At 68.0% G+C, this 15,807-nt stretch carries 14 protein-coding genes; 9 read left to right on the top strand and 5 right to left on the bottom strand.

The genetic code is table 11. The features are described from left to right. Positions 1 to 7: 7 nt before the first annotated feature. Complete coding sequence (locus TBR22_RS15185) at positions 8 to 676, bottom strand: succinate dehydrogenase cytochrome b subunit (RefSeq protein WP_239488690.1); 669 nt, start codon at positions 674 to 676, stop codon at positions 8 to 10. 311 nt (positions 677 to 987) lie between these two features. Here TBR22_RS15185 and sucC point away from each other — a divergent pair, with 311 nt between their 5' ends. From sucC to dcd, 7 genes are all read left to right on the top strand, one after another. Then, entirely contained in the window at positions 988 to 2,148 is a 1,161-nt protein-coding gene (sucC, locus tag TBR22_RS15180) for an ADP-forming succinate--CoA ligase subunit beta (protein ID WP_239488689.1), read from the top strand. A gap of 18 nt (positions 2,149 to 2,166) precedes the next feature. Continuing rightward, on the top strand, positions 2,167 to 3,033 hold the full coding sequence (gene sucD, locus TBR22_RS15175; RefSeq protein WP_239488688.1) for a succinate--CoA ligase subunit alpha: 867 nt from the start codon (positions 2,167 to 2,169) through the stop codon (positions 3,031 to 3,033). Between the two features lie 146 nt (positions 3,034 to 3,179). Continuing rightward, positions 3,180 to 5,069, top strand: a complete 1,890-nt coding sequence (locus tag TBR22_RS15170; RefSeq protein WP_239488687.1) for a 2-oxoacid:acceptor oxidoreductase subunit alpha — start codon at positions 3,180 to 3,182, stop codon at positions 5,067 to 5,069. 2 nt (positions 5,070 to 5,071) lie between these two features. Next, complete coding sequence (locus TBR22_RS15165) at positions 5,072 to 6,118, top strand: 2-oxoacid:ferredoxin oxidoreductase subunit beta (protein ID WP_239488686.1); 1,047 nt, start codon at positions 5,072 to 5,074, stop codon at positions 6,116 to 6,118. 150 nt (positions 6,119 to 6,268) lie between these two features. Next, positions 6,269 to 6,679, top strand: coding sequence for a nucleoside-diphosphate kinase (gene ndk, locus TBR22_RS15160; protein ID WP_239488685.1), 411 nt, complete (start codon positions 6,269 to 6,271; stop codon positions 6,677 to 6,679). A 15-nt stretch (positions 6,680 to 6,694) separates the two neighbouring features. After that, positions 6,695 to 6,889 (top strand): DUF2905 domain-containing protein, encoded by a 195-nt coding sequence (locus TBR22_RS15155; protein WP_239488684.1) that lies wholly within the window; start codon positions 6,695 to 6,697, stop codon positions 6,887 to 6,889. Between the two features lie 16 nt (positions 6,890 to 6,905). Further along, on the top strand, positions 6,906 to 7,460 hold the full coding sequence (dcd, locus tag TBR22_RS15150; RefSeq protein ID WP_239488683.1) for a dCTP deaminase: 555 nt from the start codon (positions 6,906 to 6,908) through the stop codon (positions 7,458 to 7,460). A 103-nt stretch (positions 7,461 to 7,563) separates the two neighbouring features. On the opposite strand, the gene TBR22_RS15145 is transcribed toward dcd, so the two are convergent. The 3 genes from TBR22_RS15145 to TBR22_RS15135 all read right to left on the bottom strand — a co-directional run bounded on the left by TBR22_RS15145 (position 7,564) and on the right by TBR22_RS15135 (position 13,486). After that, complete coding sequence (locus TBR22_RS15145) at positions 7,564 to 11,094, bottom strand: TonB-dependent receptor (RefSeq protein WP_239488682.1); 3,531 nt, start codon at positions 11,092 to 11,094, stop codon at positions 7,564 to 7,566. A gap of 285 nt (positions 11,095 to 11,379) precedes the next feature. Then, the gene (locus TBR22_RS15140; protein ID WP_239488681.1) at positions 11,380 to 12,057 is read right to left on the bottom strand and encodes a hypothetical protein; all 678 of its coding nucleotides are present in this window, start codon (positions 12,055 to 12,057) and stop codon (positions 11,380 to 11,382) included. Positions 12,058 to 12,118: 61 nt separating this feature from the next. After that, a complete protein-coding gene (locus TBR22_RS15135) occupies positions 12,119 to 13,486 on the bottom strand; it encodes a cystathionine beta-synthase (RefSeq protein ID WP_239488680.1) in 1,368 nt (455 codons plus the stop codon). Between the two features lie 94 nt (positions 13,487 to 13,580). Between TBR22_RS15135 and TBR22_RS15130 the strand changes: the two genes are divergently transcribed. Both TBR22_RS15130 and TBR22_RS15125 read left to right on the top strand, forming a co-directional pair. Continuing rightward, a complete protein-coding gene (locus TBR22_RS15130; RefSeq protein ID WP_239488679.1) occupies positions 13,581 to 14,219 on the top strand; it encodes a DedA family protein in 639 nt (212 codons plus the stop codon). 22 nt (positions 14,220 to 14,241) lie between these two features. Beyond that, positions 14,242 to 14,931, top strand: a complete 690-nt coding sequence (locus TBR22_RS15125) for a DUF2959 family protein (RefSeq protein WP_239488678.1) — start codon at positions 14,242 to 14,244, stop codon at positions 14,929 to 14,931. Positions 14,932 to 14,968: 37 nt separating this feature from the next. On the opposite strand, the gene TBR22_RS15120 is transcribed toward TBR22_RS15125, so the two are convergent. Next, positions 14,969 to 15,760, bottom strand: coding sequence for an SDR family NAD(P)-dependent oxidoreductase (locus TBR22_RS15120; protein ID WP_370651346.1), 792 nt, complete (start codon positions 15,758 to 15,760; stop codon positions 14,969 to 14,971). Positions 15,761 to 15,807 lie beyond the last annotated feature (47 nt).

Raw genomic sequence — 15,807 nt, 5'->3', positions numbered from 1 at the left:
CGGCGTCCTAGTGAGCGAAGAACATGAACAGCGGCAGCACTGCGAAGCCGCCGGCGATCACCACGGCGAGCACCCGGCCGGCGACCACCAGGGACCGGCCCCAGCGCTGGTTCGAGAGCCCGAGCGACTGCGCGGCGCTCGAGATGCCGTGGTTCAGGTGCATCCCGATGAGCCCCATCGCCACGACGTAGAACCCCACGTACAGCGGGTTCTGGTAGATCTCGGCGACCAGGCGGAACAGGTCGCGATGCCCCGTCGCCTCGTCGACGTACCAGGTCCCGAACTTGAAGGTCTTGATGTGGATGACCACGAAGACCAGGATGAACAGGCCGGTGAGCGCCATCGTCGTCGACGACCACGTCTTGCGGCTCGTGTGGCCCGCCCACTTCTTCTCCGCGTAGGCGGCAGGACGCGCCGCCGAGTTGCGGCGGTAGTTCAGCATCGTCTTGCCGGCGTGCAGGAAGAAGATGCCGACCAGCCCGGCCTCCACCAGGTAGAGGAGTGGCCCGAGCCCTTCCAGCTTGTGGGCGTAGGCGTTGAACGCCTCGGCGCCGACCAGCAGCGACAGGTTGCCGGCCAGGTGCCCGACCAGGAACCCGAAGAGCAGGAGGCCGGTGAGGCCGATGAGGATCTTGGACCCGACCGTGGACGAAAAGAACGTGGGGCGACTGGACATGTCAGACTCCGCAGCCCGACACGCCTGCACAGGCGTCCGGCTGCGTCGAGGAAGGCACTGAACTGTCGGATGACATCTGGCGTTGGGCGGCGACGCTGGTGGATGGGCATCCCCGTGAGGTGCGCGGCAGCCCGAACCCCCGGAATGGTATACCCGCCGGGTCCGGCGGGCAACGGGATCGCGCCCACGAGGCTTGACCATCCCCCATCGGGATGCTGATGATAGGGACGCTGCCGCGGTCCAGATCGATCCCGCGCACGCGGTCCGGCCCGTTCGTTCGCGCCACCGATCACCACGTCCAAGGATTCCCGGTGAAGATTCACGAGTATCAGGCAAAGGCCATCCTGGCCCGGCACGGCGTGCCGGTGCCCCGCGGGGAAGTCGCATTCTCGGTCGAGGAGGCGGGCGCCATCGCCCGGCGTCTCGGTGGGGGCGTGACCGTCGTCAAGGCCCAGATCCACGCAGGTGGCCGTGGCAAGGGTGGCGGCGTCAAGGTCGTCAAGGACGCGGCGGCCGCCGAGGAGATGGCCAAGCAGATCCTCGGCATGACCCTGGTGACCCACCAGACCGGCCCCGAGGGCCGCAAGGTCGAGCGCCTCCTGATCGAGGAGGGCGTCAAGATCGCCAAGGAGCTGTACCTCGGCCTCCTGGTCGACCGCGCCGCCGGCTGCCCCGTGTTGATGGCCAGCGCCGAGGGTGGCATGGACATCGAGGAGGTCGCCGAGAAGAACCCCGACGCCATCAAGAAGGTCGCCATCAGCCCGGTGACCGGCCTGACCGGGTTCCAGGCCCGCCAGCTCGCCTTCGGCATCGGCCTGGCGCCCGAGCACGTCAACAAGGCCGTCAAGGTGATGCAGCAGATCTACGAGGCCTTCGTCGCCACCGACGCCTCGCTGATCGAGATCAACCCGCTGATCGTCACCGAGGGCGGCGACGTCATCGCCCTCGACGCCAAGGTGACCTTCGACGACAACGCCCTCTACCGCCACCAGGACTTCCGCGACCTGCGCGACCTGGCCGAGGAAGACCCGCTCGAGATCGAGGCCAGCAAGTACTCGCTGAACTACATCCGCCTCGACGGCACGATCGGCTGCATGGTCAACGGCGCCGGCCTTGCCATGGCGACCATGGACATCATCAAGCTGGCCGGCGGGCAGCCGGCCAACTTCCTCGACGTCGGCGGCGGCGCCAACGCCGAGCAGATCAAGAACGCCTTCCGCATCCTGATGTCGGACAAGAACGTGAAGGCCGTGCTGATCAACATCTTCGGCGGCATCCTGCGCTGCGACGTCCTGGCCGAGGGCGTCATCGCCGCCGTCACGGACCTCGGCGTGCCGGTCCCGATCGTCATCCGCATGGAAGGCACCAACGTGGAGCAGGGCAAGGCCATGCTCCGTGAGAGCGGACTCAACTTCACCACCGCGGACACGATGGGCGAGGCGGCCGACAAGGTCGTCGCCCTGGCGCGCTAGAGGAACCCGGACACGACCATGGCCGTTCTGATCGACAAGTCGACCCGTCTCATCGTCCAGGGCCTCACCGGGCGCGAGGGCACCTTCCACGCCAAGGCCGCCGCGGCCTATGGCACCAACGTCGTCGGAGGCGTCACGCCCGGCAAGGGCGGCACCACCCACGAGGGCTTCCCGGTGTTCAACACCGTGGCCGACGCGGTCGCCAAGACCGGCGCCAACGCCTCGGTGATCTTCGTGCCGCCGCCGTTTGCCGCCGACGCCATCATGGAGGGCGCCGACGCCGGCCTCGAGCTGATCGTGTGCATCACCGAGGGCATCCCGGTGCTCGACACGATGAAGGCGCTCCACTTCATGAAGGGCAAGAAGAGCCGCCTAATCGGCCCCAACTGCCCGGGCCTGATCACGGCGGGGCAGGCCAAGGCCGGCATCATCCCCGGTCACATCTGCACCGAGGGCCGCGTCGGCATCGTGTCCAAGAGCGGCACGCTGACCTACGAGGCCATCCACCAGCTCACCAAGCTGGGCCTCGGCCAGACGACCTGCATCGGCATCGGTGGCGACCCGCTCATCGGCACCACCTTCATCGATGCCCTCGAGCTGTTCGCCAACGACGCGCAGACCGAGGCGGTGGTGATGATCGGCGAGATCGGCGGGTCGGCCGAGCAGGAAGCGGCCGCCTGGATCCAGGCCAACTTCAAGAAGCCGGTCGTCGGCTTCATCGCCGGCCAGACCGCGCCGCCGGGACGCCGCATGGGACACGCCGGCGCGATCATCTCCGGTGGCAAGGGCACGGCCGACGAGAAGATGGCGGCCCTGTCGGCCGCCGGCGTGACGGTGGTGAAGAGCCCGGCCGACATCGGCGCGGCGATCGCCAGCCGTCTCTAAGTGCCCTGAAATGTCGCGGATGTCGGAGGCCGGGGAATGCCGGCCTTCGGCCTCTCGGCCTTCCCGGCATTTGTTATGATGCCTCGGATGGGCACCTGCCACGCCGGTCGCGTGGCCGCGTGGCGTCCCACCTCGAGGCAGATAGAATGGCTTCCTCCGACCTGCTGGCCGCGCCAGCAGCCGTCTCGTCGCCCACCCGCGTCAACGACTTCAGCATCCAGGTCGCCACGGTCAATGGCTCGGGGAGCCAGACCGCCAACCTCGTCCTGCTCCGCTCCATCTTCCAGATGGGCGTGCCGGTCTCGGGCAAGAACCTCTTCCCGTCCAACATCGCCGGGCTGCCGACCTGGTACACCATCCGGGCCAACAAGGACGGCTACATCGCGCGCAAGAAGGAAATCGACCTCCTCGTCGCGATGAACCCCGAGACGGCGCACGAGGACGTCATGGCCCTCGAGCCGGGCTGCGCGGTGGTCTACGACGAGCCGCTCAAGCTCGACGCCCTGCGCGCCGACCTCGTGTTCTATCCGGTGCCGTTCGACAAGATCGTCGCCGAGGTGTGCCCCGACGCCCGCCTGCGCCGCCTCGTGCGCAACATGATCTACGACGGCATCCTGTCGCGCCTGCTCGACATCGACCTGGCCGAGATGGACAAGGCGCTGACCCGGCAGCTGAAGCGCAAGGCCAAGGCGCTCGCCCTCAACCAGGCGGCGCTGCAGGCCGGGTTCGCCTACGCCGACGCCACCTTCGCCGACCGTCCCGTGCCGCTCAAGGTGGCGCGGATGTCCGAGACGCAGGATCTGATCCTGATCGACGGCAACAGCGCCGCGGCGCTCGGCTGCCTGATGGCCGGCGTCACCGTCGTCGCCTGGTATCCGATCACGCCGTCCTCGTCGCTGTGCGAGACGCTGATCGACTACCTCCGCAAGTACCGCATGGACCCCGAGACCGGCAAGGCGACGTTCGCGGTCGTGCAGGCCGAGGACGAGATCGCGGCGCTCGGCATGGTGGTCGGCGCCTCGTGGGCCGGTGCGCGCTCGATGACGTCCACGTCGGGCCCCGGCATCTCGCTGATGGCGGAGTTCACGGGCCTGGCCTACTACGCCGAGTTGCCTGCGGTGATCTTCGACGTGCAACGCGTCGGCCCCTCGACGGGCCTGCCGACGCGCACCGCGCAAGGCGACATCGCGTTTGCGGCCGGCCTCTCGCACGGCGACACGCGGCACATCCTGCTGCTGCCGGCCTCGGTGAGCGAGGCGTACACGATGTCGATCGACGCGTTCGACCTCGCGGAGCGCTTCCAGACGCCCATCTTCGTCATGACCGACCTCGACCTCGGCATGAACACCTGGATGGCCGAGACGTTCCCGTACCCCGAGACGCCGCTCGACCGCGGCAAGGTGCTCACGCCCGAGACGCTGCAGGCGATCGGCGAGTGGGGCCGGTACAAGGACGTCGACGGCGACGGCATCCCGTACCGCACGCTGCCCGGCCAGGGGCCGGCCTTCTTCACGCGCGGGTCCGGGCACAACGCCAAGGCGCAGTACAGCGAGAAGCCCGACGACTACACCACCAACATCGATCGGCTGCTGCGCAAGTTCGAGACGGCGCGGGCGCACGTGCCGCAGCCCGAGCTCGACCAGCACGAGCGGGCGCGCATCGGCATCATCGCCTACGGCACGTCGCACTGGGCGATCGTCGAGAGCCGCGACCAGCTGCGCGCCGAGGCCGGCATCGAGACGTCGTACCTGCGCCTGCGCGCCTACCCGTTCACGCACCAGGTGGGCGAGTTCATCGACGCTCACGATCGCGTCTACGTGGTCGAGCAGAACCGCGACGGCCAGATGTTCGGCCTGCTGCGCCAGGAGCTCTCCGGATCGCAGATCAGCAAGCTGACCAGCGTCCGTCACTACAACGGGCTGCCCATCGACGCCCGTTCGGTCACCGAGGAGATCCGCGCCCACGAGGGGCGCATGGCCCTGCCGCCCGAGACGTCGCCCGAGGACGCCATCGTCGGGGCAGAGGAGGCCGTCTAGCCGTGTCCACTCCCGCCGTCCCGACGCCGCCCAAGAAGGTCAACCGCATCAACCTCGAGGCCGCCGCCTATCGCGGCGCCAAGACGACGCTGTGCGCCGGGTGCGGCCACAACGCCATCAGCGAGCGCATCATCGACGCGTTCTACGAGATGGGCGTCGAGCCGACGCGGGTGATGAAGTTCTCGGGCATCGGTTGCTCGAGCAAGAGCCCCGCGTACTTCCTCGGCACCGCGCACGGCTTCAACTCCGTGCACGGTCGCATGCCGTCGGTGGCCACCGGCGCGTTGCTGGCCAACAAGACGATGCTCGGCATCGGCGTGAGCGGCGACGGCGACACCGGCGCCATCGGCGTCGGGCAGTTCGTGCACCTGATGCGCCGCAACCTGCCCCTCATCTACATCGTCGAGGACAACGGCTGCTACGGGCTCACCAAGGGGCAGTTCTCGCCGACGGCCGACCTCGGGAGCACGCTCAAGAACGGCGTGGTCAACGACCTGCCGCCGATCGACCTCTGCGCCCTGGCCATCGAGCTCGGCGCGACGTTCGTGGCGCGATCGTTCTCGGGCGACAAGAAGCAGCTGCTGTCGATCCTGAAGGCGGCCATCGCGCACAAGGGCACCTGCCTCATCGACGTGATCTCGCCGTGCGTGACCTTCAACGACCACGAAGGCTCCACCAAGAGCTACGCGTACGCCAAGGAACACGACGAGGTCGTCAACGAGATCAGCTTCGTGCCGTTCTTCGAGGACATCTCGGTGGACTACGAGGAGGGCAGCGCGACGCCGGTGAAGATGCACGACGGCTCGACGCTCATCCTGCGCAAGCTGGAGTCGTCGCACAACCCCACCGACAAGCTCGAGGCGCGCCGCACGCTGCACGAGACCATGCGGCGCGGCGAGTTCGCGACCGGCATCATCTACATCGAGCCGGACGCGACCGACTTCCTCAGCCTGCTCAACACGGTGGACGAGCCGCTCGCCAGCCTCCCGATCTCGAGGACGCGCCCGCCCAGGTCGGTGCTCGACGAGGTCATGGAGAAGCACAAGTGACGTTTGACGTTTAACGTTTAGCGCCGAACGCCGAACGCCGAACGCCGAACGCCCGTCGACCTGAAGGTCGACGGCTACGCGCGCCGCCGTTCGGCGATTCCCGATTCCCAACTCCCGACTCCCGACTCCCGACTCCCGATTCCCGAACTCATGGAACGTACCTTCGCCATCATCAAACCCGACGCCGTCAAGAACGCCGTCATCGGCCGCATCCTTGCCCGCATCGAGCAGGAGGGCTTCCGCATCGTCGCGATGCGGCTCCAGCACCTCTCCAAGCGCGAAGCCGAGGGCTTCTACGCCGTGCACAAGGAGAAGCCCTTCTTCGGCGGGCTGACCGACTTCATGTCGTCGGGCCCCTGCGTGCTCCTGTGCCTCGAGGCACCGGACGCGATCAAGAAGTGGCGCACGCTGATGGGGGCGACCAACCCGGCCAACGCCGAGGAGGGCACGCTGCGCAAGGAGTTCGGCGCCTCCATCGACAACAACGCCACCCACGGGTCGGATGCGCCGGAGACGGCCGCGTTCGAGCTGGGCTACTTCTTCCGCGGCCTGGAACTGTAGCGACCCCTGCCCGCGATGGGACGTTCCCTCGTCGTCGTCGGACTGATCATCGCGGGCATCGGTGCGCTGATGATGCTGGGGGTGCCGCTCGGGCGGCTCCCCGGCGACATCGTCGTCTCGCGCGGGCGGGGCACCTTCTACTTCCCGATCGTCACCTCCATCGTCCTCAGCATCCTGCTGACGGTGCTGATGTCGCTGTTCCGGCGGTAGGCCGGCCGCTTCGCCTATGTCCATCAAGTCCGATCGCTGGATCCGTCGCATGGCCCTCGAACACGGCATGATCGAGCCGTTCGAGGACCGGCAGGTGCGCGAGGGCGTGGTGTCCTTCGGCCTGTCGTCGTACGGCTACGACATCCGCGTCGCCGACGAGTTCAAGGTCTTCACGAACATCAACAACACGGTGATCGATCCGAAGAACTTCGATCCCCGCAGCTTCGTGGACATCAGGACCGACGTCTGCATCGTGCCGCCGAACTCGTTCGCGCTGGCCCGCACGATCGAGTACTTCCGCATCCCGCGCGACGTGCTCACGGTGTGCCTCGGCAAGTCGACCTACGCCCGTTGCGGCATCATCGTCAACGTCACGCCGTTCGAGCCGGAATGGGAGGGCTACGTGACGCTGGAGATCAGCAACACGACGCCGCTGCCGGCCCGCATCTACGCCAACGAGGGCATCGCGCAGGTGCTGTTCTTCCAGGGCGACGAGCCCTGCGAAGTCTCCTACGCCGACAAGAAGGGGAAGTACCTCAAGCAGACCGGCGTCACGCTGCCGAAGCTGTGAGTCGGCCGTGAGGCGAGAAACACGAAGGGCCCGGGAACCCGGGCCCTTCGTCGTTTCAGGCTCAGGGCGGGGTGGGACACCCCGCCCTGCCGCAGTGGTGGCGCTACCAGATCAGGCGGAAGCCGAGCTGGATGAAGCGCTGGAAGTTCGACTGGCTGGTGACGTTCCGGTTGATCCGGCCGAAGTCGGCCGACGTCACCGTCTGGTTGTAGTCGCGCTCGTCGTACATCGGGCTGTTCAGCAGGTTGAACGCCTCGAGGCGGAACTGGAAGCGCAGCCGGTTGGTGATCTGCGTCGTCTTGGCGAGGTTCATGTCCACCTGCCAGTAGCCGGGGCGGCGGAACTCGTCGTAGCGGAACATCGCGGTCCGGCGCTGGAACGCCTCACGCACCAGGAAGTACGGCTGGGTGCAGCCGTAGGACTGCGACACCGACAGCAGGTCGTAGTTGCCGGTGGTCGCATTGCGCTGCGCGACGCAGGGCTTCACGCCGTAGATGAACTGGCCGTCCTTCTTGCCGGCCAGCGCGACGTCCTTGAGGTTGACACCCGGCGCGAGGTCGATGTTGCCGGGCATGTTCCACGGCTGGCCGGTCTGGTAGACGAAAGCCGGCGCCACCGACCAGCCGCCGAGCAGGTAGCCGAGGACGCTCTTCTCGCCGCGGTACCACGGCAGTTCCCACACGCCGGTGGCGACGACGCGGTGCTCGCGGTGCGAGTAGTACGGCCCCTCGTGCAGCAACCGCGAGACGTTGTCCACGAATGCGTCGCCGACGGTGCCACCCGACTGGTTGGCGCCCGTCTCGGTCCAGCGCGGCACGTACGTGTAGCCGACGTTGACGGTCACGCCCTTGGCCATGCGCTTGTTGGCGACGAACTGGAACGAGTCGTACTGCATCTTGCCGAGGTTCTGCTGGCTCTGGGTGATGCCGCCGAACGCGTTGTACGGCCGCGCCAGCTCGAAGCGCGACAGGTTGGCCGCGGTGAAGCGGTTGGTGCCCTCGAAGCCGGGGACGCCGAAGTACGGGTTCGGGATCTGCTGGTCACAGAACGTGCGGCTGCCGCCCAGCGTCACGTCGCAGCGGGCCTGGAACTCCGCGGAGGGCTCGTTGTACCCGCCCCAGTTGCCCTCGAGGTCGTAGCTCCGGCTGCCGGCGTACGTGACGTCGAGCGAGATGCGCCAGGGCAGCTCACGCTGGAAGCCGATCGAGAACTGGTGGACGTTGGGCACGATGAAGTCGGGGTTGACGAAGTTCGGGTTGCGCCCGAGGAACGTCAGCGCCCCGAGGGAGTTGCCCGGTGCGTCCTGGATGCCGCTCGGCCACGGGTTGGACAGGTTGTAGGTCGGCGTGCGGCCGCCGTCGTTGGACGCGATCAGCGGCGTGCTGTTGCTGAAGCCCGCGTTGTACCCCTGCGTCGTCGGGTTGAGGAAGAACTTGCCGTACCCGCCGCGGATGACCGTCTTGTCGTTGAGCGAGTAGGCGAAGCCGGCACGCGCCTGGTAGTTGTTCTTGTCGAGGCGGTACGGCTGTTCGGGCGCGCCGTTGACGCCCGCGAACGTGAGGCCGCCCATGACCTGCTGGCCCACCCGTGCCGACACCGGATTGACGATCGTCGGGTCGAACACGTAGTTCAGCATGTTGTTCTCTTCGCTGACGGCGCTGTTGTAGTCCCAGCGGAAGCCGAGGTTCAACGTCAGCTTGTCGGTGATCCGCCAGTCGTCCTGGACCCACGGCGCGACGTACATCCAGTTGTAGTGCGGCATGGGGTTCACGTCGACGTTGCCGCCACTCGGCGCGCCGAGCAGGAACGAGGCGAAGGCGTTGCCCTCCAGTACGCTCGTGCTGTTGAGGGTGCTGCGCGTGAACTGCCGCGTGAACGAGATGTTGCCGCCCGAGTTGTTGTAGTTCTCGTTGAAGACGTTGGTCGAACGCAGGTCGAGGCCGGCGCGGATGTTGTGCTTGCCGCGGGTCATCGAGATGTTCGGCTGCAGGGAGTAGTTGCGGTTGCGGTTCGGGCTCGAGCCGCGCGACAGCTGGACGTACTCCTCCATGTTGATCACGGGGAAGATGCCGTTGACGGCCTTGCTGGGCATCTGGCTCACGAGGCTCGACGGCCAGAACTCCGTGGAGTCGAAGCCGAGCGACTCCTCCGAGTAGCTCCACTCGAGGAAGTACGTGTAGCTGGCGCGCAGGTTGAACACGGTGCCGGCGCCGAAGATGTGCACCCAGTCACCGACCAGGGCACGGTTGGCGCGCCACAGCGGCAACTGGCCGTTCTGCGCCGGACCGCTCCGGATCGCCGTGGTGTTGCGGATCTCGTTGCGCTCGTTCTCGCCCCAGCGGAAGAACACGCGGTCGTTCGGGCTGAAGTTGTGGTCGACCTTGCCGACCCAGTTCCAGAACACGTCGCGGTTGAAGTGCTCGGGATAGTCCAGGTTGTTCTGCCACGGGGCCGCGCCGGCCAGCTGGTAGTTCGGCGTCGGGTAGTACTTCATGATCGCCCGCGCGGTCGGCGAGATGCGGTCGGCCGGGATGATGTTGCCGGGGAACGGATCGCGCGTCCACACGCCGTTGACGTCGCGGCCGGTGGCCGGGTCGTAGATGATGATCTGCCGCCCGTTCTGGTCGACCAGGCCGCTGAAGTCGCCGTTCTTGAACGCCTCGGTCGGCACCGTCGAGTTCAGGGGCGACGGCGTGCCCTCCCGGTACCGCTCGCCCGTGAACAGGAAGAACGTCTTGTTCTTCCAGATCGGCCCGTCGACGCTGAACCCGTACTGATCGATGTACTGGTCGGTCTTGGGCAGGTTGCGGGAGTTGAGGAGGAAGGAGTTGGCGGCGAGCGCCTTGCGCCGCATGTAGTCGTAGCCGACGCCGTGGAAGGAGTTGGTGCCCGACTTCAGCGACATGTTGACGACGCCGCCGGCGGTGCGGCCGTACTGCGCGTCGTAGGAGTTGACCGCGACCTTGAACTCCTGCACCGCCTCGGCGGGCGGCACGAACGCGATGTTGTTGCCGCCCTGGTTGGCGTTGTTGGGGGCGCCGTCGAGCAGGAACTCGTTGTTGCGGTTCTGGCCGCCGTTCATCGAGAAGTCGGCCAGCGCGCCGTTGTCGAACGGACGGAGGTAGATCGCCGCGCCGTTGTAGTTGACGCCGGCGACCAGCGTCGCCAGGGCCATCGGGCTGCGTGATTGCAACGGCAGCTCGGCGATGCGCGCGCTGTCGATGACCGTGCCGCGGCTGGCGTTGCTGGTCTCCAGCAACGGGCCTTCGCTGGTGACGGTGACCTCCTCGGTCATCGCGCCGACCTCGAGCTGCGCGTTGATCTCGGCCACCTGGCTCACCTGCAGGCGCAGGCCGTTGCTGGCGAACTTCTTGAAACCCGCCAGTTCCACCGTGACGTTGTACAGACCGGGCCGAAGGAAGGGCACGGTGTAGTCGCCCTGCTCGTTGGTCGTGGTCGAGGCGATTTCGTTCGTCTCGACGTTCTGCACGGACACCGTCGCACCCGGCAGGGCCGCGCCGCTACTGTCCAGCACCTGTCCCTTCACTGTCGCGCGGAACTCCTGCGCTGTCGCAGTGGGGGCGATCAGCGCCAGGATCGCGAGCAACAGGACCGTGTAAGTGGTTCTCCGCATTCGGTGCTCCTCCAGGTCGTCGGGCCTTCGCATCCGTCGTTCGGTGACGCCGAGCCTGCCACAAGCTAGCGCCATCCCGACCGCGTTCACGAGCGCGGGGACGTCGCTGGAGGGAGAGCGGAACTCGTCGTGGGGCGAAGCCTATTCAGCACCGGAGTCGTTGTCAACCGGGACGGCGGTCGGGCGTCTGCGCCGCGGCCCCGCCGCCCCTCGGGGCAACGGCGACGCGGCCTCGGGAACTGCGCAGGCTGCCGGGCGTGAATGGGGAGACGGGTCGGTGAAGGCTTACCGGAGTCGCCAGCCGAGGCCGACGCCGATCTCGTGGCGCCAGGCGCCATCGGAGTTGGTGGGCGTCGTCAGCTGCCCCGCGAGCAGGTACGAGGCGCGCCCCTCGATGCGGCGCGAGACGCGGAACAGCACGCCCACGGTGAACACCTGATCCCAGCCCGACCGCTCCTGCCACGAGAGCCCGTCGTTGAAGCCCGGGGGCGGCGAGGGGCGGAACTCGTACCGGATCGGGTCGTCGAAGTAGGACACGCCCCCGCCCACGAACGCGCGCACCGGGTGGGTCGGCTGGCCACCGAGATACGCCGCGGTGACGTGCCCGTGCCAGGCCGTACGCGCCGGGCGGACCAGCGTGAGCGCCGGGAGCGTCCCCCCGCCCCCGCCGTAGGCTGCGTCGAAGCCGGGCAGGCGGACGTACCCCACCTGCCCGGTCAGGAGCAGTCGATCGACGGGGCGCACGGACACGTAGGGACGCAGGTAGGGCCCCGGCGCGCCCTCGTCGGCGCGGTCACACGCCAGGACCGGGGTCGGGATGCCGTCGTAGCTGCCCGGGCAACTGATGCTGAGCAACGCGCCCACGACGAGCGGCGGGCCCGGAAGTGGTTGGGCCGCGACGGGCTGCGGGACGACGAGGATGGTACTGGTCAGGACGAGCCAGACGGCGACGCGGGGTGACATCTCACATTCCTCCGTTCGGGAATGCGAGAGCGGCCGCCGAACTGGCTCACGCCCTGCCGTCTCAGGCGGGCGTCTGTTCGCGCTCGAGCAGGAAGTGCAGCAAGTCGATGCGGGTCAGGATGGAAATCGGCCGCCGCGCCTCGTCCACCACGACCACCGCCGCGCTCTTGCGCAGGGATTCCTCCAGCGTCGAAATCGGCGTCTGTGCGCCGACCACCGGGACGTACCGGTTCATGACCTTCGAGACCAGCGCGTGCGCGGTGCCCTCGCCCGACCCGAGGAACGCCATCACATCGGCCTCCGAGACGATGCCGACGAGCACGCCCCCGGAGGTGACCGGCAGCTGCGAGATGCCACGATCCCGCATGACCTGCACGACCTGGGCGAGCGTCTGCGTGTCCTCGGCCAGGACGAGGGGCGGCCGCGCCCCCGCCTCGCCGGCGCAGATGTCGCCGACCCGCGCGTCGACCGTGCGCGTCTGGAAGAACCCGTTGTCGCGCATCCACTTGTCGTCGACGAACTTGGTCATGTAGTTGCGCACGCCGTCGGCCAGCAGCACGACGCAGTTCTGGCCGCGGCCGAGGCTCCCGGCCTTCTGCAGCGCGGCGTACATCGCCGAACCGGACGAGCCGCCGACCAGGAGGCCCTCCTCCCGGATGAGGCGACGCGCGAGCAGGAAGGACGGCTGGTCGGTCGTCTTGACCCACTCGTCGACGAGGGAGCGGTCGAGCACGTCGGGGATGAAGTCGTAGCCGATGCCCTCGACCTTGTACGTCGACACGTCGCTGCCGCCGCCGAGGATGGAGCCGACCGGGTCGACGCCGATGATCCGGCACGAGGGCCGCACTTCCTTCACCTTGCGCGCCACGCCGGTGATGGTTCCGCCGGTGCCAGCCGCGATGACGACCATGTCGACCGCGCCGTCGAGGTCGTCGAGAATCTCCTGCCCGGTCGTCTCGTAGTGCACCTGCGGGTTGGAGGGGTTGCCGTACTGATCGAGGATGTGCGCGTTGGGCAACTGCGACTGCAGGCGCCGGGCGACGCTGATGTGGCTCTCGGGCGAGTCGAAGGCCGCCTCGGTGGGCGTGCGGATGATCTCGGCGCCGAGCGCCTCGAGCACGACCTGCTTCTCGCGGCTCATCTTCTCGGGCATCGTGATGATGACCCGATAGCCGCGCACCGCGCCGGCCAGGGCGATCCCGATGCCGGTGTTGCCGCTCGTCGGCTCGATGAGCGTGTCGCCCGGCTTGATGCGGCCCGCCTTCTCTGCCGCGTCGACCATCGCCAGCCCGATCCGATCCTTGACCGAGCCACCCGGATTGAGGAACTCGCACTTCGCGTACAGGTTGCACTCGAGGTGCGCCCCGAGGCGGTTGAGCTTGATGAGCGGCGTGCGACCGATGGCGTCGAGGATGGAGTTGAGCAGCATGTGGGCGTCCGTGCGTCCATCGTACCGGAACCCGGGGCGCCGAGCCCGGCGCCTCCCGGCGATGGGGCAGGGGAGTTGCACGTCTTGCTCACCCATGGGCGGTTCCTGGATTCTGGACCTCATCAACTCGCTCGGCTATCCGGGCATCGCGCTCCTCATGTGCCTGGAGAATCTCTTTCCGCCGATCCCGTCGGAGCTGATCATGCCGCTGGCCGGCGCGCTGGCGACTCGAGGGAACCTGTCGCTGCCTGGCGTGGTCGTGGCGGGCACCGCGGGCTCGCTCGTCGGGCAAGCCGCCTGGTACTGGCTCGGGTGGCATGTGGGCGAGCGTCGGCTCCGGCAGCTCGTCGAGCGGCACGGCCGCTGGTTGACCCTGGCGCCCGGGGACATCGATCGCGCCAGAGACTGGCTGGTGCGCCACGGGGTGATCGCGCTCATGATCGGGCGGCTGGTCCCCACGGTCCGCACGTTGATCTCGTTGCCCGCCGGCCTGGCGCGCGTGCCGCCCTGGCGCTTCTTCCTCTACTCGGCCGTGGGAACCTCCGCATGGACCGGCGCGCTGGCGCTCGCCGGGTACGGCCTGCAAGCACGGTTCACGCGCGTCAACGACGTGCTCGGGCCCGCCTCCACGGCCATCGTCGCCTCGATGGTCGGCTGGTACCTCTGGCGCGTGGCGACGCATCGACAGGGCCGGGCCGCGACTCCAGCCAGCCATGACGCGACGACCCCCTGAAGGGCTCCGGTACACTGGCCGCATGGCCGTGTGGGAAGCGAAGCGAATGGGCGGGCCCGTGCTGCTGGCCGCCGCGCTCTGCCTGGCAGTGCTGCCACTGGCGGGATGCGATCGCCTGTATTACAAGGCGATGAAGAAGGTCGGCTTCGAGAAGCGCGACATCCTGGTCAAACGCGTCAAGGAAGCGCGCGAGTCGCAGGCCCGGGCCCAGCAGGACTTCAAGACGGCCATGGAGCGGCTCAAGGAGATCGTCGACGTCGAGGGCGGCGATCTCGAAGCGACCTACGATCGCCTGAACAAGGAACTCGAACGCAGCGAGGGGCGGGCCAGAGACGTGCGCGACCGCATCGAAGGCGTGCGCGGCGTGTCGAAGGACCTGTTCAAGGAGTGGCAGGACGAATTGGGGAAGTACTCGGACCGTGCCCTGCGCGCCGAGAGCGAGCGCGAGCTCCGCGAGACCCGCCGACGCACCGAGGCCCTGATCGCCTCGCTCGAGCGCGTCGAGAAGAAGATCGACCCGGTACTCAAGCCGCTGCGCGATCGCGTCCTGTTCCTCAAGCACAACCTCAATGCGCGTGCGCTCGGCGCGCTCTCGAAGGAACTGGTCGCGGTGTCCAGGGACGTCGATGCGCTGGTGGCCGACATGGCCAAGGCGATCGGCGAGGCCGACGCGTACCTGGCGACGATGGAGCAGGCGCAGCGGGCGAGTTGACGCTACCCCTCGATCGGCAGTTCCTTGTCTGCCAGTCTCACCACGCCGTGTAGCCGCCGTCCATCACGATGGCGGCGCCGGTGACGTACGACGAGGCGGGGCTGGCGAGGAAGACGGCGAGCGGACCGATCTCGGGCGGATTGCCGGGGCGTCCCATCGGGATGTGCTTGACGAAGGCCTCGATGACGTCGGGGCGCTTCTCGTTCCACTCGCGATTGACGTCGGTCATGAACAGCCCCGGGCAGATCGCGTTCACGGTGATGCCGTGCGGCGCCCAGTCGACGGCCGCGCAGCGGGTGAAGTGCACCACCGCCGCCTTCAACGTCTCGTAGTCACGGCCGCCGATGCCGCGGTTGGCGATGAGGCCACTGATCGACCCGATGTTGATGATGCGCCCCGGTCGCCCGTCGGCGATCATCGCCCCGCCGAAGATTCGGGTCGGCACGACCACGCTGTGCAGGTTGAGGTCGATCGAGGTGCGCCACGTCGACAGCGGCTCGTCCTGGATGGCGCCCGCCGTCACCCGGTTGCCGACGTTGTTGATGAGGATGTCGATCGGCCCCAGCGTGTCGCGGATGACGAGGCAGGCCGCCTCGCACGCCGCCGGGTCGGCCATGTCCACCAGGTGTGTCCAGGCCTGCCTGCCGCGCGCCCGGATGTCGGCAGCGGTGCGATCGAGGGTCTCCTGCGTGCGGCCGGTGATGACGACGTCGGCGCCGGCATCGGCGAGCGCGAGCGCCATCTCGCGGCCCAGGCCGCGACTGGCGCCCGACACCAACGCACGACGGCCGTCGAGGCGGAACAGGTCGAGGGTAGTCACGGCGCGCATCATAGCCGAACGTCGAACGCCGAACGCCGAACGCCGAACGCACGATG

The sequence above is a fragment of the Luteitalea sp. TBR-22 genome, assembly GCF_016865485.1.
Classification (GTDB): domain Bacteria; phylum Acidobacteriota; class Vicinamibacteria; order Vicinamibacterales; family Vicinamibacteraceae; genus Luteitalea.
Note: the sequence above shows the minus strand (reverse complement) of the source record. Positions and strands in the feature narration are given on the sequence as shown.